Consider the following 19435-nt stretch of genomic DNA (forward strand, 5'->3'; position numbering starts at 1 on the left):
GGGGCATTTTTTGTTCAACGGTTAAGCCTTACAGCCCGTCGAGCATCGCCTTGTTACGCACCGCACCCTTGTCGGCGCTGGTCGCCAGCAGGGCGTAGGCTTTCAACGCGGTGGTCACTTTACGTGGACGCACTTCCACCGGTTTCCAGCCTTTCTTGTCCTGCTCGACCCGGCGTGCCGCCAGTTCTTCGTCGCTGACCAACAGGTTGATCGAGCGGTTCGGAATGTCGATCAGCACTTTGTCGCCGTCCTGCACCAGGCCGATTGCGCCACCAGCAGCGGCTTCAGGCGAAGCGTGACCGATGGACAGGCCCGAGGTACCGCCGGAGAAACGGCCGTCGGTGAGCAGGGCACAGGCTTTGCCCAGGCCTTTGGATTTCAGGTACGACGTCGGGTAGAGCATTTCCTGCATGCCCGGGCCGCCTTTCGGGCCTTCGTAGCGAATGATGACGATGTCGCCTTCTTTCACTTCGTCCGCGAGGATGCCGCGTACGGCGCTGTCCTGGCTTTCGAAGATCTTGGCGTTGCCTTCGAACACGTGGATCGACTCGTCGACGCCGGCGGTTTTCACCACGCAGCCGTCCAGGGCGATGTTGCCGTACAGCACGGCCAGGCCGCCTTCTTGCGAGTAGGCGTGCTCGACACTGCGGATGCAGCCGTTTTCACGGTCGTCGTCCAGGGTTTCCCAACGGGTCGACTGGCTGAACGCGGTTTGCGTCGGGATGCCCGCAGGACCGGCCTTGAAGAAGTGGTGCACCGCTTCGTCGTCAGTCTGGGTGATGTCCCACTTGGCGATGGCTTCTTCCATGCTGCGGCTGTGCACGGTCGGCAGCTGGGTGTGCAGCAAACCACCACGGGCCAGCGAGCCGAGGATGCTGAAGATGCCGCCAGCGCGGTGCACGTCTTCCATGTGGTACTTCTGGATGTTCGGCGCGACCTTGCACAGTTGCGGTACGTTGCGCGAAAGACGGTCGATGTCGCGCAGGTCGAAATCGATCTCGGCTTCCTGGGCGGCGGCCAGCAAGTGCAGGATGGTGTTGGTGGAACCGCCCATGGCGATGTCCAGGGTCATGGCGTTTTCGAACGCCTGGAAGTTGGCGATGTTGCGCGGCAATACCGACTCGTCGTTCTCGCCGTAGTAACGCTTGCACAGCTCGACGATGGTGCGGCCGGCCTGCAGGAACAGCTGCTCGCGGTCGCTGTGGGTGGCCAGGGTCGAACCGTTGCCCGGCAAGGCCAGGCCCAGGGCTTCAACCAGGCAGTTCATCGAGTTGGCGGTGAACATGCCGGAGCACGATCCGCAAGTCGGGCAAGCGCTGCGCTCGTACTCAGCGACTTTCTCGTCAGAAGCGCTGGAGTCGGCGGCGATCACCATGGCGTCGACCAGGTCGAGACCGTGGCTGGCCAGTTTGGTCTTGCCGGCTTCCATCGGGCCGCCGGAGACGAAGATCACCGGGATGTTCAGGCGCAGGGACGCCATCAGCATGCCGGGGGTGATCTTGTCGCAGTTGGAGATGCAGACGATGGCGTCGGCGCAGTGGGCGTTGACCATGTACTCGACGGAGTCGGCGATGATCTCGCGGCTCGGCAGCGAATACAGCATGCCGTCGTGGCCCATGGCGATGCCGTCATCGACAGCGATGGTGTTGAATTCTTTTGCCACACCGCCAGCGCGTTCGATTTCACGAGCGACCAGTTGGCCCAGGTCCTTGAGGTGGACGTGGCCCGGTACGAACTGGGTGAACGAGTTGGCAATGGCGATGATCGGCTTCTTGAAGTCGTCATCTTTCATCCCCGTGGCGCGCCACAGTGCGCGGGCGCCGGCCATGTTGCGGCCGTGGGTGGATGTTTTCGAGCGGTAATCAGGCATGAAGCACTCCGGGCGGCTAATCAGGTATCAAAAGGGAAGTGAGCTTCTATTGACGTCTGGAACACCCGGAAATGGCCGTGTGTCCGGAAGTTGCCGATAACTTTGCGGGATCGCCGCGCGCTTCAGCTTGAGCTCATAAACCCGCCGGGGGATGACTGGCGATGAATGTTCGCGATTCTACACGGCTGGCGGCTGGAGGGAATGGCTCCACGCATTCACAAGACGTTCGGCGACCGCCCCTGTAGGCGCGAGCTCGCTCGCGATGAACCCGAGAACGCCGCGGGGCATCAGGTTCCCCGCGTTATCGTTGACCACCATCGCGAGTGAGCTCGCTCCTACAAGTGGTCCGGCGGTTGATCAGCGCATTCATGCCTATGGCCGTGGTGCTTAGCAGCAGGAATGCCAGTGCCAGGGTCGTTTGCAGATCGCCCCCGCTCACGTTGATGAGGGCACTGATCAGGCCGCCGAAGATAAAAACCACCGTGCTACCGGCCGAAGCAGAAGTGCCGGAGCTGGCGGGGAACACATCCATGGCTCTGGACGTGGCGACGGGGCGGGCGATGGTGGTGCCAGCGGTGCAGATGATCATCGGGACCAAAACCGTCAGGGCTGAAAGCCCCATCAAGCTCGATAGTAAAAGCATTAACAGCCCAGAGAAGAAAATCAGGCCCAGGCCGACAATGATTTGAACATTCGCGGTTATCCGACGGGCAAGCATCTGGGCGACGACGCCACCGATGATATAAGCCGCACCATAAAGTAGAAGGGTCAGAGAGAACTCGTAGGCCGACATGTGCAACTGATCCATGAAGATCAACGGTGAGACAACAATGAAGGAAAAGTGGCAGGTGAAGGCGATTGCCGCGATCAGCCAATAGCCCATGAAGCCCGCATCAGCGCACACCCGTCGGTATGAGTGAATGATGTTCTGGTGTGAGGCCGCGGTAGGCCGCACATCTTCCAGAAAGAAACACGCCTTGAGAAACACGGCCGCAGCCAAGGCAATGAACAGATAAAAACTGCCGGGCCAGTCCAGCGCCTCCTGCAGCACGCTGCCCAACAATGGCGAAAAGGAAATGAAAATCCCGCTGGCCGTGACCATCAGAATCCGCAGTCGATCCCGTTCTGGGCCTTCGAACAAATCCTGGACCAGCGCCTGTGACAGTACAAAGCAGCCGCAGCCAACGGCTTGGACTACCCGGAACATCAGGAACCAGCTGAACTCGGTCGACAGGATGCAACCCGCCGCGCCCAGGATTGAGACGGCCATTCCAGCCAGGAGGAGGCCCTTGCGCCCCATGGCATCCGATAGTGGCCCGATCAGGAGCTGGGACAGAGAGATGCCGATAGCAAACAGGCTGATTGACAGCGCAATGTCGGTGGGTGTGGTCTGGAAATGTTTGGCCAGGGCCGGGAAAGAGGGAAGAAGGACATCGAGAGGGAAGACGCTGAGTAGCGTCATGACCATCAGCAACGTAATGGCTGAGGATTTTTTGGTGGGGGATTTACGCTGCGTCATCAGCCAGTTTGCTCGGTCCGTGAGAGGTGGCTGAAGATCGAATTGATGAGAGAGAATGTCAACTCAGGCAGGCGCAGGACATTTCCGAATCTGTTGTAGGAGCGAGCATGCTCGCGAAAAGCCTGAGAGCACCGCGGGGTGGCAGGCTTCCCATGTCATCGTTGACCACCATCGCGAGCGAGCTCGCTCCTACAATATTAAATCCACATGGCATCCCACAGCGGGTAGTCTCCGACTCGAGTCACAAGCCCTGCGCGCAAAGGGTTGGCGATGATGTATCGGGCTGCTGCTTTCAGATCTTCCTCGCGACGCAAGGCTCGGTCGAAGTAACCCTTTTGCCATAGCGCTTCGTGGCGACCTCTTTGCTGGTTGATGGCGCGAGCACTTCTGGATTTGGCCGCTTGCATTAGTTTCGGCAAATCACCGTTGTGCAATTCAACCAGCCAATGAAAGTGATCCGGCATGACGACCCAGGCTATTGAGGTGGCATTGCCGGTTTCATGAGCTCTTCTGAATTCGCTCACTACCAAGCGTCCAACGTACAAATCATTGAAGATCGGTTGCCGTTCATGGGTGACTGCGGTTAGGAGATAGATTCGCCCGGGTTCCGAGCGGCGGCCTGTGCGTAAGTGATGGGCTTTCGGGGTGTTGGACATTCCGTTGTCCTCTTCGGTGATGGGAAGAGAAAACGGTAGGCGTGGGGTGGGAGGTTGTCGCTTCGGCAGTGGATCAGGATGTGTCTTGCACCCTGTAGGAGCGAGCTCGCTCGCGATGAATTCAAAGACGCCGCGGGGTATCAGGTTCCCCGCGTTATCGTTGACGACCATCGCGAGCAGAGCTCGCTCCTACAAGGGTTTTGGGTTGTTAGCTGTTTGGCAACAACCGGCAAGTAATGCTCTTGATGTAGCGGGTTTCCGGGATGGCCGGATGCACCGGATGATCCGGGCCCTGACCACCACGTTCCAGCATCTGGATGTTGCGGTCCAGGTGACGGGCGCTGGTCAGCAGGATGTTCTGCAGGTCGTCTTCCGGCAGGTGCATCGAGCAGGATGCGCTGAACAGGATGCCGTCCTTGGTCAGCAGGCGCATGGCTTGCTCGTTCAGGCGGCGGTAGGCGCCTTCGCCGTTCTTCATGTCTTTCTTGCGTTTGATGAACGCCGGCGGGTCGGCCACGATCACGTCGAAGCGTTCTTCGCTGGCTTTGAGCTCTTTGAGGGCTTCGAACACGTCGCCTTCGATGCAGGTCATTTTTTCGGCGAAGCCGTTCAGCGCGGCGTTGCGCTCGACGCCGTCGAGGGCGAAGGCCGAGGCGTCGACGCAGAACACTTCACTGGCGCCGAACGCGGCAGCCTGCACGCCCCAGCCACCGATGTAGCTGTAGAGGTCCAGTACGCGCTTGCCCTTGGCGTAAGGCGCCAGGCGTGCGCGGTTCATGCGGTGGTCGTAGAACCAGCCGGTTTTCTGGCCCTGGATGACCGGGGCTTCGAACTTCACGCCGTTCTCTTCGAGGGCAACCCACTCCGGCACCAGGCCGAACACGGTTTCGACGTAGCGGTTGAGGCCTTCGGCGTCACGGGCGGCGGAGTCGTTCTTGAACAGAATGCCGCTTGGCTTGAGCACTTGGGTCAGCGCCGCGATCACGTCGTCTTTATGGGCTTCCATGGTCGCCGAAGCGATCTGCACCACCAGGATGTCGCCGAAACGGTCAACCACCAGGCCTGGCAACAGGTCGGAGTCGCCGTAGACCAGGCGATAGAACGGCTTGTCGAACAGACGATCGCGCAGGGACAGCGCCACGTTCAGGCGGTGCACCAGCAGCGATTTGTCCAGCGGCAGCTTGATGTCGCGCGACAGCAAACGGGCGCAGATCAGGTTGTTCGGGCTCATGGCAACGATGCCCAGCGGCTTGCCGCCGGCGGCTTCGAGGATCGCCTGGTCGCCGGCCTTGAAACCGTGCAAAGGCGTAGCGGCTACATCGATTTCGTTGCTGTAGACCCACAAGTGGCCGTTGCGCAGACGGCGGTCGGCGTTGGCTTTGAGGCGCAGGCTAGGCAGGGACATGACGTCGCTCCGGAAAAAAGAGCGGGAGTATAGCCTGTTGCGCAAGGCCACGGCATGGTGGATGGACATGCGGTGGGCAGGGCCGGCCAGGATGAAACTTCAGGCGATGGGCCGTACAAGGTTTCGGATCCAACTGTTAGAAGCTAGAATCTGCGCCTGACCCAGAGTGTGTACTTATGTCCCAAGAGCTGACTTCCGAACAGATCCAACACGCCCTGCAGGGCATCAGCGTACCGGCCCAGCCGCAAATCATGGTGGATTTGCAGATGGAGCAGTACATGCCCGACCCGGATCTGGAAGTCATCGCCAAACTGATCTCCCAGGACCCGGGCCTTTCCGGTTCCCTGCTGAAGATCGTCAATTCGCCGTATTACGGGCTGAGCAACAAGATCGCCTCGATCCAGCGCGCGGTGAATCTGCTGGGCAGCCGCTCGGTCATCAACCTGATCAACGCGCAGTCGATCAAGGGCGAGATGAACGACGACACCATTGTCACCCTCAACCGTTTCTGGGACACCGCCCAGGACGTGGCAATGACCTGCCTGACCCTGGCCAAGCGCATCGGCGTTGAAAACGGCGATGAAGCTTATGCGCTCGGTTTGTTCCACGATTGTGGCGTACCCTTGATGCTCCAGCGTTTTCCCGAGTACATGGGCGTTCTGGAACAGGCCTATGCCAACGCCAGTGCCGAATGCCGGGTGGTGGACACGGAGAATCAGGTGTTCAATACCAATCATTCGGTGGTCGGGTATTACACGGCCAAGTCCTGGCGCCTGCCGGAGCACGTGAGTGCGGCGATCGCCAATCACCACAATGCCCTGGCGATCTTCAGCGATGAATCTTCGCGCAACAGTTCCTTGAAGAACCTGCTGGCGATCCTGAAGATGGCCGAGCACATTTGCGCGTCGTACCGGGTGCTGGGCAATCAGACCGAAGATCACGAGTGGAACAGCATCGCGCCGCTGGTGCTCGATTATGTCGGCCTCTCGGACTACGACTTCGAGACCCTCAAGCAGACGATCCGCGACCTCGGCACTCATCGCTGAGTGTCGGAACTTTAAGGGCCCTGAGCCTGATCCGAGAGCACCATGCCTGAATTGCCAGAAGTCGAAACCACCCGTCGCGGCATCGCGCCGTACCTGGAAGGCCAGCGTGTCAGCCGGGTGATCGTGCGTGATCGTCGCTTGCGTTGGCCAATCCCCGAAGACCTCGATGTGCGGTTGTCCGGGCAGCGCATCGTACTGGTGGAGCGGCGCGCCAAATACCTGCTGATCAATGCCGAAGTCGGCACCTTGATCAGCCATTTGGGCATGTCAGGCAATTTGCGTCTGGTAGAGGCCGGGTTGCCGGCGGCCAAGCATGAGCATGTGGACATCGAACTGGAGTCGGGCCTGGCCCTGCGTTACACCGACCCGAGGCGCTTCGGTGCAATGCTCTGGAGCCTCGATCCGCTCAATCATGAATTGCTGATCCGCCTGGGGCCGGAACCACTGACCGACCTGTTCGACGGCGAGCGCCTGTTCCAGCTGTCCCGTGGACGCTCGATGGCGGTCAAGCCGTTCATCATGGATAACGCGGTGGTGGTGGGCGTCGGCAATATCTATGCGACCGAAGCGTTGTTCGCCGCTGGAATCGACCCGCGCCGCGAAGCCAAGAGTATTTCCCGTGCGCGCTATTTGAAACTGGCAATCGAGATCAAGCGCATCCTGGCGGCCGCCATCGAGCGCGGCGGTACCACGCTGCGGGACTTTATCGGTGGTGACGGTCAGCCTGGTTATTTCCAGCAGGAACTGTTCGTGTACGGTCGCGGCGGCGAGCACTGCAAAGTCTGTGGCACGGGCCTGCGGGAAGTGAAGCTCGGGCAACGCGCCAGCGTTTTTTGCCCGCGCTGTCAGAGCTGACAGTCAGTTACAGCTTCAGTGAGGCTGATGACGCCTTCGCGAGCAAGCCCGCTCCCACAGGGGGAACGCATTCCAGATGTGGGAGCGGGCTTGCTCGCGAAGGCGGCCTGACAGGCGCCGAATGACTTAAGCCTTACCGGTAATCTTGCGGTACTTCTCCATCAACTGTTCTTCAGTCTCCGGATGGGCTTCGTCCAGTGGAATGCAATCCACCGGGCAGACCTGCTGGCACTGCGGTTCGTCGTAGTGGCCGACACACTGGGTGCACAGGTTCGGGTCGATCACGTAGATCTCTTCGCCTTGGGAAATGGCGGCGTTCGGGCACTCGGGTTCGCAGACGTCGCAGTTGATGCAATCGTCGGTGATGATCAGGGACATGCTAACTCCAGCCGGGGCGGCAGGCCCGGGCGCAATAAACCAATGCGCTTAATTGTGCCGCATTGGCGCTGTAGGAGCGAGCCTGCTCGCGAAAAACCTGAGAACGCGGAGGGGTGTCAGGTTTCCCGCGTTATCGTTGACGTCCATCGCGAGCAGGCTCGCTCCTACAGTTTGCGGGGATTATTTCTTGAAACGTTCGGTCAGGGCGTCCGCCACCACGGGGTGCACGAACTTGGTGATATCGCCGCCCAGGGCAGCAATTTCACGGACCAGCGTCGAAGAGATGAACGAGTAACGTTCGGACGGGGTCAGGAACAGGCTTTCCACATCCGGCGCCAGCTGGCGGTTCATGTTGGCCAGCTGGAACTCGTATTCGAAGTCCGACACCGCGCGCAAACCACGCAGGAACACGTTAGCATTCTGCTCTTTGGCGAAGTGCGCCAGCAGCGTCGAGAAGCCGACGACTTCAACGTTCGGCAAATGTTTAGTGACCTCGCGCGCCAGTTCTACCCGTTGTTCCATAGGAAACAGCGGGTTTTTCTTCGGGCTCGCGGCGACGGCGATGATCACGTGATCGAACAGGCGCGAGGCGCGTTCGACCAGATCGCCATGGCCCTTGGTAATAGGGTCGAAGGTACCTGGGTACAACACTCGGTTCATCGCGTCGTCCTGGCGGGAATCCGTTGGGGAGTCGGATGGTATCGCAGCCTTCCCGGTCGGCCAAGTCGCCTGTTGGGTAAGAAAGCACTATAGACGATGGGAATTATCGTCATTTTCATGAGTTTTTTAAACGCTCGGCCAGGTTTGTCGCCAGTTGCGCCGTCAGTCCGTAGACCGATAGCTGCGGGTTGGCGCCAATGCTGGTGGGGAACAGCGAGCCGTCGTGGATCGACAGATTGCCCAGTTGATGATGCCGGCCGAGGCTGTCGGTCACCGCAGTTTCCGGGCTTTCGCCCATGGCGCAACCGCCCATCACATGGGCGCTGCCCAGGCGCGTGCGGTACAACTCCAGGCTCAGGCCGTCGATCAGCGTGCGGGCTTCGGCGAGGGTCTTCACATAACGGGCATCGGCGTGCATCGGCATGACGGCCTTGGCGCCACCGGCAAACTGGATCTCGGCCATGGTATGGAACGCCCGGCGCAATCCATCCCAGGCGTAAGGCGAGAGCTGATAATCCAGCACCGGCGTGTCGTCGCTGCGCAATTCGACGCTGCCCCCGGGGCTGTCCGGGTGAAAACCGTCCCGCAGCAACGCCAGCATGGCGTGGGTATGGGGCAGGTTGGCCATGTGCTGCGAGTTTTCCTGGCCAAACCCACCGAGCAGTGTCGTGGCCAGCGCCGGGTGCAGGGGCGGGACCTCCAGTTTGTAGGACATTTTGCCGGTGGTGCCATCCTGCCATTGGAAATGGTCGGAATAGATCGACTGTGGCGCGCCGTAGAACGGGTTGACCACCTCGTCGAACAACGCGGCAGACATGTTCACCGGGTGCAGGAACGTACGTTTTCCAAGGCGCTTGTGCGGGTCGGGTGCCCCGGAGCGCATCAGCAAGGCCGGGCTGTTGATGCCGCCACCGGCCAGCACGAAATGCCGCGCCTTGACCGTGATGGTGCGCCCGGTCGGTGCGACGCAGCGTTCGTCCATCGCCGAGCATTGCAGGCCGGTGACCCGGTCGCCGCTGATCATGAGTTTTTCGGCGCGGGCCAGGTAAAGCAGCTCGCCGCCCTTTTCCAGGGTGGCTGGAATGGTGGTGACCATCATCGATTGCTTGGCGTTGGTCGGGCAGCCCATGCCGCAGTATCCGAGGTTCCAGCAGCCGCGAACGTTGCGCGGGATGACGTGCCAGCTGTAGCCCAGCGCCTGGCAGCCCTTGCGGATCACATCATTGTTGGCGTTGGGTGGCACCATCCACGGCGCGACGCCCAGGCGTTGTTCCATTTGTTCGAACCACGGCGCCATTTCCGCCGGGCTGTGGCCCTTGACGTTGTGCTCTTTGGCCCAGTGCTCCAGGGTTGGCTCCGGGGTGCGGAAACTGGAGGTCCAGTTGATCAACGTGGTGCCGCCCACCGCCCGGCCCTGGAGGATGGTGATCGCCCCGTCCTTGCTCATGCGACCAATGCCTTCCTGATAAAGGCTGGTGTAGGCCTGGTCTTCGAGCAGCTTGAAGTCGCTGCTGGTCTTGAGCGGGCCTTCCTCGATCAACAACACCTTGTAGCCGGCCGCGCTGAGGATTTCAGCCGTGGTACCGCCGCCGGCACCGCTGCCGATGATCGCCACGTCCGCTTCGAGTGTCAGGTCCTGGGTCAGTTGCGAGCCGTCGTAGGTTTTCCAGCCTCGGGCCATGCCTTCGCGGAACGGATCGGGTACGGGCATCTTCGGATTCTCTTTTTATTGTTGGAGTAGGCGGTGAAGCGGCTGACGCTATCGTCGGAACGCAGCCCTGAGCATGCTCGCTCCCACAGGATCAAGTCGTTCACAAAAGGTGCGGCCACTTCAAACCTGTGGGAGCGAGCTTGCTCGCGATGGGGTCGACTCGATTTCAGACGGTTGGCGGCCCGGGATACCCGCAATGCGCCCACGATTCCTTGCGCCCGTACCAGGCCATCATCACCAGTTGCAGCAAGGAGCTGTGGCCCATGCGCAACAGGCTCAACGAGCTGTTTTCCCAGCGATCGAGAAAGCGCCGGATATCGTCGGCGCTGGCGTTTTCCCAACTGCCCCAGATTCCGGTCAGCGGTCCGCGGGTCACGGCCATGCCCAGCACATCGAACAGTTGCCGAGTCAGCTTGAGCATTTCCGGCGACAGATGGGCGAGGTTGTAATCCAGGCTTTTGAGTGTGCCTTCGACAGCCTCGGGCATCCGTTCGGAGGTCACGGCACCCTCGAGCATGACCGGAATCAACGCCCGCAAAAACAGCAGGTCGCCGCTGCGTAACGTGGTGAAACCACTGGCCGGGACGCTCGAGGAACAGCCGCTGAGGCTGGCTCCGAGCCCGGCGGTGGTGAGGAACGCTGTGGCGCCGAGGCTGAATTTAAGCAACCCGCGCCGTGACAGCGCGGGTGAATCGGACAGGCTTGGGTTCATTGTTGTTATTACCCGACGGTGACGATCGTTAGCGGATGAACAGCTTCTGGATCAGCTTCTGGATGGATTTGCCGTACGGCGGGTAGATCAGCTTCGCCGCGTTGAACCGCTGTTTGATCAATACGCCCTTGGCCTTGCTGAACGTCAGGAAGCCTTCATGGCCGTGGTAGTGGCCCATGCCCGAGGGGCCGATGCCGCCGAACGGCATGTCGTCCTGGGCGACGTGCAGCAGCGTGTCGTTCAGGCACACGCCGCCGGAGTGGGTTTCGTGCAGCACGCGCTGTTGTTCGCGCTTGTCATAACCGAAGTAATACAGCGCCAGTGGGCGAGGGCGCTGGTTGATGTAGGCAAATGCCTGGTCCAGATCCTTGTACGGCACGATCGGCAGCAGCGGCCCGAAGATCTCGTCCTGCATCACCGTCATGTCGTCAGTGACATTGAGCAGCAGGCTATGGCTCATGCGGCGGCCCTGGCCCTGGTCGAACAACGGCATCAGCAGCGCACCCTTGCTGGTGGCGTCGCTGACGTAACCGTTGAGGCGCGTCAGTTGTCGTTCATTGATGATCGCGGTGTAGTCCGGGTTGTCGGCCAGCGTCGGATAAAACCCGCGGACAGCGCAGCGATAGGCTTCGACGAAACTTCCGACGCGATCCTCCGGCACCAGCACATAGTCCGGGGCCACGCAGGTCTGGCCGGCGTTCAGGGTCTTGCCGAAGGCGATGCGCTCGGCGGCGTCCTTGAGCGGTACGTCGCGAGAAACGATGGCCGGGGATTTGCCGCCCAGCTCCAGGGTCACCGGGGTCAGGTTTTCCGCGGCGGCGCGCATCACGTGCTTGCCGATGCTGGTGGCACCGGTGAACAGCAGGTGATCGAATGGCAGGCGTGAAAACGCCACGCCCATATCGGCCTCGCCCAGGACCACGCAAACCAGGTCTTCAGGGAAGATTCGCGCCAGCAGCTGCTTCATCAACAGGCCGGTCGCGGGCGTTGATTCGCTGAGCTTGAGCATCACCCGGTTGCCCGCCGACAGCGCGCCGACCAACGGACCGATGGCCAGGTACAGCGGGTAGTTCCACGGCACGATGATCCCAACCACGCCCAACGGCTGGTAAACCACTTTCGCCGAAGCCGGCTGGAAGGCAACACCGACCTTGCGCCGCGAAGCGCGCATCCAGCCCTTGAGGTGGCGGCTGGCGTAATGAATGCCGTGCAGGCTGGGCATCAGTTCGGCGAGCAGGGTTTCATCGGCGCTGCGATGGCTGAAGTCCTGGCTGATCGCATCGATCAGGGCCTGGCGTTCATTACTCAATAAATCCTTGAGCACCTTGAGCCATTGCTGGCGCTGCGCAGCGGGTGGCATCGGATTGGCGGCGTACGCGGAACGCTGGGCGACAAACAGGGCCTGAAGCTCTTCCAGCGACTGCTGTTGGTTCTGCAGGTAGGAAATGTCAGCAGTCATGGTCGGCTCCGGATTTATTGTAATGAGGCACTTTTTAGAGTCTATGCTCTAAAAAGTCAAATGACATCCTGTAACAGCTTTGTTTTATCCGCTCGCGGATAGCTCTAAGATGCCCGTCAACGCACTCTGAATTAAAGCTCAAGCCATGGCCCCACGGATCAAAACCAGCGAGCGCATCGTGCAGAACAGCCTGGAGCTGTTCAATCAACAGGGCGAGCGCAGCATCAGCACCAACCACATTGCTGCCCACATGGAAATTTCCCCGGGCAACCTGTACTACCACTTCCCGAACAAGCAGGCGATCATCGCCGTGCTGTTCAGCGAGTACGAAAGCCTGGTGGACAGCTTCCTGCGCCCGCCTCAGGGCCGCGCTGCCACGGTGGAAGACAAGCGCTTCTACCTCAAGGAGCTGCTGTCGGCGATGTGGCGCTACCGGTTTCTGCATCGCGATCTCGAACATTTGCTCGACAGCGATCCCGACCTGGCCGACCGCTATCGACGCTTCTCCCAGCGCTGCCTGATCCAGGGGGCGGCGATCTACGAAGGTTTTGTTGCCGCCGGTATCCTGAAGATGGACAAGGTGCAGATCGAGTCCCTGACGCTCAATGCCTGGATCATCCTCACGTCCTGGGTGCGTTTTCTGTGCACCACGCGGGAAAACTCCAGCCATTTGAGTGAGCAGGCCATTAAACGCGGGGTGTATCAGGTGCTGGTGCTGGAAGCCGGGTTTGTCACGGATCTGGCCCGCGATGCGGTCAACGCCTTGTTCGAAGAGTTTTACGTGCCCTTGGCCCAAGCGCTTGAGGAAGTGTCGTAGGATCGAAATCCGATAAAAATCACAGGAGCCCGCTATGCCCATTGCGCAATTGATCAGCCCGCACGCACTGGACCTGAAAAAGGACCAGCCGGGGCTGGTGATTCTGGATTGTCGTTTTGCCCTCGAAGACCCGGATTACGGTCAGCGCAGCTACGCCGAAGGGCACATCGCCGGGTCGAGCTATGCCGATCTTGAGCGTGATCTGAGTGGCGCCGTGGTCAAGGGCGTGACCGGGCGTCATCCGTTGCCCGAGCCGGCGCAGTTGATTGAGCGCCTGCAAGCCTGGGGCATCAATGCCGATAGCGAAGTGGTTCTGTATGACGACGGTCCGGGTGCCTATGCGGCGCGGGCCTGGTGGTTGCTGGCATGGTTGGGCAAGCGCGACGGTGTATTCATCCTTGATAGCGGTCTCAAGGCCTGGCATGCGGCTGGTTTGCCACTGAGCCTTGATCCGCCGACGATCGTCCGTGGCTCTTTCACCGGCAGTCCTGACACGGCGTTGCTGATCAGTGCCGAGCAGCTGCAAAAGCGCCTCGTCCGACCGGAACTGACCCTGCTCGATGCTCGTGCACTGCCGCGTTTCAAGGGCGAAGTGGAGCCGATCGATCCGATAGCCGGGCACATTCCCGGCGCCCAGTGCGCGGCGTTTACCGACAACCTGGGCAGTGATGGGCGCTTCCTGCCGGCCGATCAGCTCAAGCAGCGTTTCGCCGCCAAACTGGGTGATCGCTCGCCGAATGATCTGGTGGCGTACTGCGGTTCCGGCGTCACGGCGTGCCACAACCTGTTTGCGTTGTGTCTGGCCGGATATCCGTTGGGTTCGTTGTATGCCGGGTCGTGGAGCGAATGGATCAACGAGCCTGCGCGGGGCGTCGCCACAGGCGAATGAGCACCACGAAACCTTGTGGGATCTCGTTAAGCCTCAAGTCCCCGTTTTGCACTGCGATACGCCCCCGGTCCAACCCCATATACCTGCTTGAACTGCCGACTCAGATGGCTCTGGTCGGCAAACCCCAGTTGCGTTGCGACTTCCAGCGGTAAACAACCACTTTGCAATAACCCGCGCGCCCGGGCGATGCGCTGCTGCATCAGCCAGGTGTGCGGCGGCATGCCGGTGGCCCGGCGGAACACCCGGGCGAAATGGAAGGGCGAAAGGTTGACCGCCGCCGCCAGTGTCTCCAATGAGGGCGGTGCTGCCAGTTGCGCGTGCAGCAATTCCTTGGCCAGGCTCACGGCCCGATGTTCCTTGCCAGGCTTAGCGGCATCGGGGACCGCCGCATGGCGTTGTAACAGCGACAGCATCAGCTCGCGCCAGGCGGTTTGCTGTTGCAGCGCGGTGGCGGGGCTTTCCAGCAAGCGGTGCAATTGACAGAAACCGCTCACCAGATCCTGGTCGCGATACAGCGTGGCGCCGAAGGCTGGCGGGTTGTGGGTTGGCAGTTCGAGTTCGGCCAACAGCGAGAGTATCTGTTCGCTGTCCGGATAAAACGCCCGGTACAGCCAGCCATCCTCCGTACCCTTGTGGCCGGTGTGCAATTCATCGGGGTTGATCAGCACCAGCGTGCCGCTGCCCGCCAGGTGTTCGGCGCCGCGATAGCGATAACGCTGGGCGCCGGCCATGATCATGCCGATCACATAGCCGTCATGCACATGGGGAGCGAAGCGATGATCGATGTAGCGGGCGGACAACAACTCGACCCCGGCCAGTGGCGGGGTTTGCCAGAAATGGATCGACTCGCCTTGGTCCGCTTCCATGATTCAAGCGCGCCCTACGGCGGCCAGCCACTCGGGGATGCGCCGTTCCAGGTAGTAACTCGGCTGCCTGAGCGTGCCGTCGACGAAACCGACATGCCCACCCTTGGCTTGCAGTTCGAATTGCGTGCAAGCGGACAGCTCATCGACGTGCGGCAGGCTGTGGGGAAACACGAAGGGGTCGTCGGCAGCCTGGATCATCAAGGTCGGCGTACGGATTTCGCCGAGGAAATAGCGGCTGGAGGCCCGGCGATAGTAATCCTCGGCATCGGCGAAACCGTTCAGCGGCGCGGTAACCCGGCCATCGAAATCCCAGAACGTGCGCATGTTTTCCAGTGATCCGAGGGCCGCCAGGGCTGCCAGGCCCTCCTCGCGTCCGTCGTGCTGGAACTGCCGCTGCTTGTTCTTGATGTAGGCGACCATCTCGCGCATGAAGTGCGCCTGGTAAACCTTGGAGAAGCCTTGGCCGATACGGTCGGCGCACTGGTCCAGGCGAAACGGTACCGACACCGCCACGGCCCCCGTCACGCCGCTGTCGCTGCCGGTTTCGCCCAAGTGCTTGAGCAGGACATTGCCGCCCAGCGAGTAACCCACCGCATACAGTGGCGCGAGAGGCCGTTTGGCCCGCAAGTGCCTGATGGTTTCGGCCAGGTCTTCACTGGCGCCGGAATGGTAGCTGCGCGGCAGCAGATTGGGTTCGCCGGAGCAACCGCGCCAATTCAGCGCGACGCTGGCCCAGCCCCGGTCGCCCAGGGCTTTCTGCATCCCGGCCACGTAAGGCGAGTTCGACGAACCGGTGAGCCCGTGCAACACCAGCACCAAAGGCGCGTCTGCGCTGTGTGGGCCGTGCCAGTCCAGATCGAGAAAGTCGCCATCTTCAAGCCACAGGCGTTCGCGTTCGCGGCCGATGTGCACGGTTTTACGCCACAGCGGTCCCCACAAGGTTTGCAAGTGCGGGTTGCCGAGGCCGAAGGCGGGGGTGAAGCGTTCTGGCGGATGAGACACGATCATTCTCGATGCAGCGGTGCGTAGCGCCTACGCACCTTTTTCAGGCCGGTCGGTTAACCGGCGATCTCTGCCATACGTTGCCACAACGAGTAGTAGACGCGCCCGGATTTTTGCTCCCGGTGCAGGCGCCAGTTCTGCGGCAGGCCCAGGGTCGACGGCGCGGACTCGCTTTCGGTGTACACCCATGCATCTTCGGCCAGCCATTGGCGCTCTTCGAGCAACTTGCAAACGGCGGGCAACAGATTCTGGTTGAACGGCGGGTCGAGGAACACCAGGTCGTAGGCTGTTGCGGTCTGGGTTTCCAGATAGCGCAGGGCATCGGCGGTCTGGACCTGGCCGTTGGTGCAACGCAGTGTGCCCAGGTGTTCCTTCAGGCTCGATACCGCAAGGCTGCTGGCGTCCAGCGCCTGACCCATGGCCGCACCACGGGACAAGGCTTCGAGGAACAGCGCGCCACTACCGGTGAACGGGTCGAGCACCTTGGCGCCCGGCACGTACGGTGCGAGCCAGTTGAACAGGGTTTCACGCACGCGGTCCGGCGTCGGGCGCAGGCCCGGGGCGTCGGGGAAGCTCAGCTTCCGGCTGCGCCATTCGCCGCCGATGATGCGCAGCTGGTTTACGCCGTTGTGGACGTTTTTGGCGGGTTTTTTTGGATGGGCCATTAGTGCTCCGGAACCCCGAGCGGCTGCTCGGAAGGTTTATCAGTAGGGGCCGGTAACGGCTGTTGCGACACGGTCGGGCCAGCGCTGACGATGACCATTTTGTCCGTGCTCAGGTGTTTGTTCATGGCGGCTTTGACCTGCTCGACGGTCAAGGCCTGGGACTGTTGCATGAAGTCTTCCAGGTGACTCAACGGCAGGTTGTAGAAACCGATGGCGCCCAGCTGGCCGACGATGTCGGCGTTGCTGGCGGTAGACAGCGGGAAGCTGCCGGCCAGTTCGCGCTTGGCGTCGTCGAGCTCTTTTTCGGTCGGGCCGGTTTTAAGGTAATCGGCCAGCACATCTTGTACCAGCTTCAGGGTGCCTTCGCTCATCTCGGCGCGGGTTTGCAGATTGATCATGAACGGGCCACGCGCCTGCATCGGCGTGAAGCCCGAATATACGCCGTAAGTCAGGCCACGCTTCTCGCGCACTTCGCTCATCAGCCGGGTGCCGAAGCCGCCGCCACCGAGAATCTGGTTACCCATGGACAATGCCGCGTAGTCCGGGTCGTCACGGTCGATGCCCAATTGCGCGAGCAACAGGTTGGTCTGCTTGGACGGGAACTCGATATGGTTGACGCCAGCCTTGGGCTCGACTGGTTGCGCGATTTTCGGCAAGGCCGGACCTTTGGGCAGCGCGCTGGAAACCTGTGCGGCAATCGTCTCGGCTTCCGCGCGGGACAGGTCACCGACCAGCGCGATCACCACGTTACCCGCTGCGTAGGCTTTCTCGTGGAACGTACGCAGTTGTGCCGCGGTAATCGCCGGTACGGTTTTCGCCGTGCCGTCGCTGGAATGCGCGTACGGGTGATCACCGTACAAGCGGTTCATCAGTTCCAGGCTGGCCAGTTTGCCGGGGTTCTGTTTCTGGTATTCGAAACCGGCGAGCATCTGGTTCTTGATGCGGGCCAGCGAATCGGCAGGGAAAGTCGGCTTGCCGATGACTTCGGCAAAAAGTTTCAGGGCCGGCTCGCGCTTGTCCTTGGCGCTCAGGCTGCGCAGTGAAGCGATTGCCATGTCCTTATAGGCACCGTTGCCAAAGTCGGCACCCAAGCCTTCGAAGCCCTGGGCAATGGCACCGACGTCTTTGCCGGCCACGCCTTCGTTGAGCATGGCGTTGGTCAACACCGCCAGGCCCGGTGTATTGCCGTCCTGGCTACTGCCGGCAGCGAAGATCAGGCGCATGTCGAACATCGGCAGCTCATGGGCTTCGACGAACAGTACCTTGGTGCCTTCAGCGGTGTTCCAGGTCTGCACGTCGAGCTTGCGGTGGTCCGGTGCCTTGCCGTTGAGTTCGGTCAGCGATTGCAGTTTCTGGCTGGCCTTGGCCTTGTCCAGGGCTTCGCTGGCACTGGTTTCGCCAGGGCGTGACAAATAGAACGCAGCGGAACCGATAACGGCAACGGCGACCAGGCCGATCAGGGCCGGGCGGGAGGGTTTACGCTCACTCATGAGTCGTCTCCAGAGGCAGTACATGGGCGACGCTGAGACGTTCGCGGGTGAAATACAGCTTGGCGGCTTTCTGGATATCTTGCGGTGTCACGCTTTCCAGGTCGGCCAGTTCGGTGTCCATCAGCTTCCATGACAGGCCGACGGTTTCCAGTTGGCCGATGGCAGTAGCCTGGCTGGTGATCGAGTCGCGCTCGTAAACCAGGCCGGCAATGACTTGTGCGCGTACGCGCTCCAGTTCTTCGGCGGTCGGCGCGGTGGTTTTCAGTTGTTCGAGCAGCTTCCACAAACCGGCTTGCGCCTGGGCGATGGTTTTGTGCTTCTGTGAGTTTGGCGATGCCGACAGGGTGAAGAGACTGTCGCCACGGGTATAGGCGTCGTAACTCGACGAGCCGCCGGACACCAGTTCTTCACCGCGCTCCAGTTGCGTCGGGATGCGCCCGCTGTAGCCGCCATCGAGCAGCGCCGAGATCAGGCGCAGGGCGTTGACCAGGCGCTTGTCGTCGGCGGTGGCTATGCCCGGCACGTTGAAGGCCAGCATCAGGCTTGGCAGTTGAGTCTGTACGTGCAGGGTGATCTGGCGCTCGCCGGGTTCGGCCAGTTCCAGCGGTTTTTTCGCGGCCGGTACATCACGCTTGGCGATCGGGCCGAAATAGCGCTGGGCCAGAGCCTTGACTTCGTCAGGCGTCACGTCGCCGACCACCACCAGCGTGGCGTTGTTCGGCACATACCAGGTCTGGTACCAGTGGCGCAGCTCTTCGACATTCATTCGCTCAAGGTCGGCCATCCAGCCGATGGTCGGCGTGTGATAGCCGCTGGCCGGGTAGGCCATGGCCTTGAAACGTTCGTAGGCCTTGGACATCGGCTTGTCGTCGGTGCGCAGGCGACGTTCTTCCTTGATGACCTCGATTTCCTTGGCGAACTCGTCGGCCGGCAGGCGCAGGCTGGCCATGCGGTCGGCCTCCAGCTCGAAGGCTACGCCCAAGCGGTCGCGGGCCAGCACCTGGTAGTACGCGGTGAAGTCGTCGCTGGTGAATGCATTCTCTTCGGCGCCGAGGTCGCGCAGGATCAGCGAGGCTTCGCCGGGGCCAACTTTCTCGCTGCCCTTGAACATCATGTGTTCCAGGGCGTGGGACAGGCCGGTATTGCCCGGTGTCTCATAGCTGGAGCCGACCTTGTACCAGACCTGGGAAACCACCACGGGTGCACGGTGGTCTTCACGCACGACTACCTTCAGGCCATTGTCGAGGGTGAATTCGTGGGTGGGTTGCGGGTCGGCAGCCAAGGCCGAAAGGGGCAGGCAAACTGTGCTGAGCAGCAGGCCTGCGGCGCGGCGGGCAAGAGCATTCATTCGTTTTCAAACCTTTGGGGCTGCCCGCTTGTTCTTAGCGTCAGCGGGCGAGAGGGTGCTAGGATACTGATCCGTTTTAGCGGCGGC

Annotated in this window: 18 protein-coding genes; 4 read left to right on the forward strand and 14 right to left on the reverse strand. The window is 61.2% G+C overall.

All coding sequences use genetic code 11. From position 1 onward, the window contains the following. Positions 1 to 28: 28 nt before the first annotated feature. The 4 genes from ilvD to ACEN8Q_RS24725 all read right to left on the reverse strand — a co-directional run bounded on the left by ilvD (position 29) and on the right by ACEN8Q_RS24725 (position 5450). Positions 29 to 1870, reverse strand: coding sequence for a dihydroxy-acid dehydratase (ilvD, locus tag ACEN8Q_RS24710; RefSeq protein WP_413703853.1), 1842 nt, complete (start codon positions 1868 to 1870; stop codon positions 29 to 31). 301 nt (positions 1871 to 2171) lie between these two features. Further along, complete coding sequence (locus ACEN8Q_RS24715; RefSeq protein ID WP_413703854.1) at positions 2172 to 3389, reverse strand: MFS transporter; 1218 nt, start codon at positions 3387 to 3389, stop codon at positions 2172 to 2174. 197 nt (positions 3390 to 3586) lie between these two features. Continuing rightward, positions 3587 to 4045, reverse strand: coding sequence for an REP-associated tyrosine transposase (locus ACEN8Q_RS24720; RefSeq protein ID WP_413703855.1), 459 nt, complete (start codon positions 4043 to 4045; stop codon positions 3587 to 3589). Positions 4046 to 4253: 208 nt separating this feature from the next. Next, on the reverse strand, positions 4254 to 5450 hold the full coding sequence (locus ACEN8Q_RS24725) for a class I SAM-dependent rRNA methyltransferase (RefSeq protein WP_008065056.1): 1197 nt from the start codon (positions 5448 to 5450) through the stop codon (positions 4254 to 4256). Positions 5451 to 5626: 176 nt separating this feature from the next. On the opposite strand from ACEN8Q_RS24725, the gene ACEN8Q_RS24730 reads away from it, so the two are divergent. Continuing rightward, entirely contained in the window at positions 5627 to 6496 is an 870-nt protein-coding gene (locus ACEN8Q_RS24730) for an HDOD domain-containing protein (RefSeq protein ID WP_413421822.1), read from the forward strand. 42 nt (positions 6497 to 6538) lie between these two features. After that, the gene (gene mutM / locus ACEN8Q_RS24735; protein ID WP_413703856.1) at positions 6539 to 7351 is read left to right on the forward strand and encodes a bifunctional DNA-formamidopyrimidine glycosylase/DNA-(apurinic or apyrimidinic site) lyase; all 813 of its coding nucleotides are present in this window, start codon (positions 6539 to 6541) and stop codon (positions 7349 to 7351) included. Positions 7352 to 7477: 126 nt separating this feature from the next. Here mutM and ACEN8Q_RS24740 read toward each other — a convergent pair whose 3' ends face one another. The 5 genes from ACEN8Q_RS24740 to ACEN8Q_RS24760 all read right to left on the reverse strand — a co-directional run bounded on the left by ACEN8Q_RS24740 (position 7478) and on the right by ACEN8Q_RS24760 (position 12271). Continuing rightward, on the reverse strand, positions 7478 to 7729 hold the full coding sequence (locus ACEN8Q_RS24740; RefSeq protein WP_003195146.1) for a YfhL family 4Fe-4S dicluster ferredoxin: 252 nt from the start codon (positions 7727 to 7729) through the stop codon (positions 7478 to 7480). A 180-nt stretch (positions 7730 to 7909) separates the two neighbouring features. Next, complete coding sequence (coaD, locus tag ACEN8Q_RS24745; protein WP_223455913.1) at positions 7910 to 8389, reverse strand: pantetheine-phosphate adenylyltransferase; 480 nt, start codon at positions 8387 to 8389, stop codon at positions 7910 to 7912. Between the two features lie 115 nt (positions 8390 to 8504). Then, positions 8505 to 10100 carry a GMC family oxidoreductase N-terminal domain-containing protein gene (locus ACEN8Q_RS24750; RefSeq protein WP_413703857.1) on the reverse strand — a complete coding sequence of 532 codons (1596 nt, stop codon included), beginning with the start codon at positions 10098 to 10100 and terminating at the stop codon, positions 8505 to 8507. A 166-nt stretch (positions 10101 to 10266) separates the two neighbouring features. Then, positions 10267 to 10812 carry a twin-arginine translocation pathway signal protein gene (locus tag ACEN8Q_RS24755; protein ID WP_413703858.1) on the reverse strand — a complete coding sequence of 182 codons (546 nt, stop codon included), beginning with the start codon at positions 10810 to 10812 and terminating at the stop codon, positions 10267 to 10269. Positions 10813 to 10840: 28 nt separating this feature from the next. Then, positions 10841 to 12271: a coniferyl aldehyde dehydrogenase gene (locus tag ACEN8Q_RS24760; RefSeq protein WP_413703859.1), complete on the reverse strand. Its 1431-nt coding sequence runs from the start codon at positions 12269 to 12271 to the stop codon at positions 10841 to 10843. Positions 12272 to 12416: 145 nt separating this feature from the next. Here ACEN8Q_RS24760 and ACEN8Q_RS24765 point away from each other — a divergent pair, with 145 nt between their 5' ends. Both ACEN8Q_RS24765 and ACEN8Q_RS24770 read left to right on the forward strand, forming a co-directional pair. Beyond that, complete coding sequence (locus ACEN8Q_RS24765; RefSeq protein WP_413703860.1) at positions 12417 to 13088, forward strand: TetR/AcrR family transcriptional regulator; 672 nt, start codon at positions 12417 to 12419, stop codon at positions 13086 to 13088. Between the two features lie 34 nt (positions 13089 to 13122). Continuing rightward, positions 13123 to 13977: a sulfurtransferase gene (locus tag ACEN8Q_RS24770; RefSeq protein WP_413703861.1), complete on the forward strand. Its 855-nt coding sequence runs from the start codon at positions 13123 to 13125 to the stop codon at positions 13975 to 13977. Positions 13978 to 14003: 26 nt separating this feature from the next. On the opposite strand, the gene ACEN8Q_RS24775 is transcribed toward ACEN8Q_RS24770, so the two are convergent. From ACEN8Q_RS24775 to ACEN8Q_RS24795, 5 genes are read right to left on the reverse strand one after another with little or no spacing between them, the layout of a single operon-like run. Then, positions 14004 to 14843, reverse strand: coding sequence for an AraC family ligand binding domain-containing protein (locus ACEN8Q_RS24775; protein ID WP_413703862.1), 840 nt, complete (start codon positions 14841 to 14843; stop codon positions 14004 to 14006). Positions 14844 to 14846: 3 nt separating this feature from the next. Beyond that, positions 14847 to 15845 carry a hydrolase gene (locus tag ACEN8Q_RS24780; RefSeq protein ID WP_413703863.1) on the reverse strand — a complete coding sequence of 333 codons (999 nt, stop codon included), beginning with the start codon at positions 15843 to 15845 and terminating at the stop codon, positions 14847 to 14849. 56 nt (positions 15846 to 15901) lie between these two features. Further along, positions 15902 to 16510 carry a 16S rRNA (guanine(966)-N(2))-methyltransferase RsmD gene (rsmD, locus tag ACEN8Q_RS24785; protein ID WP_008019983.1) on the reverse strand — a complete coding sequence of 203 codons (609 nt, stop codon included), beginning with the start codon at positions 16508 to 16510 and terminating at the stop codon, positions 15902 to 15904. Further along, a complete protein-coding gene (locus ACEN8Q_RS24790) occupies positions 16510 to 18000 on the reverse strand; it encodes a M16 family metallopeptidase (RefSeq protein WP_413703864.1) in 1491 nt (496 codons plus the stop codon). The genes rsmD and ACEN8Q_RS24790 overlap by 1 nt, the downstream gene beginning before the upstream one ends. Continuing rightward, entirely contained in the window at positions 17993 to 19348 is a 1356-nt protein-coding gene (locus ACEN8Q_RS24795) for a M16 family metallopeptidase (RefSeq protein WP_413421796.1), read from the reverse strand. Before ACEN8Q_RS24795 ends, ACEN8Q_RS24790 begins: the two co-directional genes overlap by 8 nt. Positions 19349 to 19435 lie beyond the last annotated feature (87 nt).

This window comes from Pseudomonas sp. Pseusp16, from assembly GCF_047324915.1.
In the GTDB taxonomy this organism is placed as follows: domain Bacteria; phylum Pseudomonadota; class Gammaproteobacteria; order Pseudomonadales; family Pseudomonadaceae; genus Aquipseudomonas; species Aquipseudomonas fluorescens_CD.

What these genes read in the sequence shown, in the direction of transcription:
- ilvD (WP_413703853.1), bottom strand. Translation starts at nt 1,870, where the DNA reads ATGCCTGATTACCGCTCGAAAACATCCACCCACGGCCGCAACATGGCC.
- ACEN8Q_RS24715 (WP_413703854.1), bottom strand. Translation starts at nt 3,389, where the DNA reads ATGACGCAGCGTAAATCCCCCACCAAAAAATCCTCAGCCATTACGTTG.
- ACEN8Q_RS24720 (WP_413703855.1), bottom strand. Translation starts at nt 4,045, where the DNA reads ATGTCCAACACCCCGAAAGCCCATCACTTACGCACAGGCCGCCGCTCG.
- ACEN8Q_RS24725 (WP_008065056.1), bottom strand. Translation starts at nt 5,450, where the DNA reads ATGTCCCTGCCTAGCCTGCGCCTCAAAGCCAACGCCGACCGCCGTCTG.
- ACEN8Q_RS24730 (WP_413421822.1), top strand. Translation starts at nt 5,627, where the DNA reads ATGTCCCAAGAGCTGACTTCCGAACAGATCCAACACGCCCTGCAGGGC.
- mutM (WP_413703856.1), top strand. Translation starts at nt 6,539, where the DNA reads ATGCCTGAATTGCCAGAAGTCGAAACCACCCGTCGCGGCATCGCGCCG.
- ACEN8Q_RS24740 (WP_003195146.1), bottom strand. Translation starts at nt 7,729, where the DNA reads ATGTCCCTGATCATCACCGACGATTGCATCAACTGCGACGTCTGCGAA.
- coaD (WP_223455913.1), bottom strand. Translation starts at nt 8,389, where the DNA reads ATGAACCGAGTGTTGTACCCAGGTACCTTCGACCCTATTACCAAGGGC.
- ACEN8Q_RS24750 (WP_413703857.1), bottom strand. Translation starts at nt 10,100, where the DNA reads ATGCCCGTACCCGATCCGTTCCGCGAAGGCATGGCCCGAGGCTGGAAA.
- ACEN8Q_RS24755 (WP_413703858.1), bottom strand. Translation starts at nt 10,812, where the DNA reads ATGAACCCAAGCCTGTCCGATTCACCCGCGCTGTCACGGCGCGGGTTG.
- ACEN8Q_RS24760 (WP_413703859.1), bottom strand. Translation starts at nt 12,271, where the DNA reads ATGACTGCTGACATTTCCTACCTGCAGAACCAACAGCAGTCGCTGGAA.
- ACEN8Q_RS24765 (WP_413703860.1), top strand. Translation starts at nt 12,417, where the DNA reads ATGGCCCCACGGATCAAAACCAGCGAGCGCATCGTGCAGAACAGCCTG.
- ACEN8Q_RS24770 (WP_413703861.1), top strand. Translation starts at nt 13,123, where the DNA reads ATGCCCATTGCGCAATTGATCAGCCCGCACGCACTGGACCTGAAAAAG.
- ACEN8Q_RS24775 (WP_413703862.1), bottom strand. Translation starts at nt 14,843, where the DNA reads ATGGAAGCGGACCAAGGCGAGTCGATCCATTTCTGGCAAACCCCGCCA.
- rsmD (WP_008019983.1), bottom strand. Translation starts at nt 16,510, where the DNA reads ATGGCCCATCCAAAAAAACCCGCCAAAAACGTCCACAACGGCGTAAAC.
- ACEN8Q_RS24790 (WP_413703864.1), bottom strand. Translation starts at nt 18,000, where the DNA reads ATGAGTGAGCGTAAACCCTCCCGCCCGGCCCTGATCGGCCTGGTCGCC.
- ACEN8Q_RS24795 (WP_413421796.1), bottom strand. Translation starts at nt 19,348, where the DNA reads ATGAATGCTCTTGCCCGCCGCGCCGCAGGCCTGCTGCTCAGCACAGTT.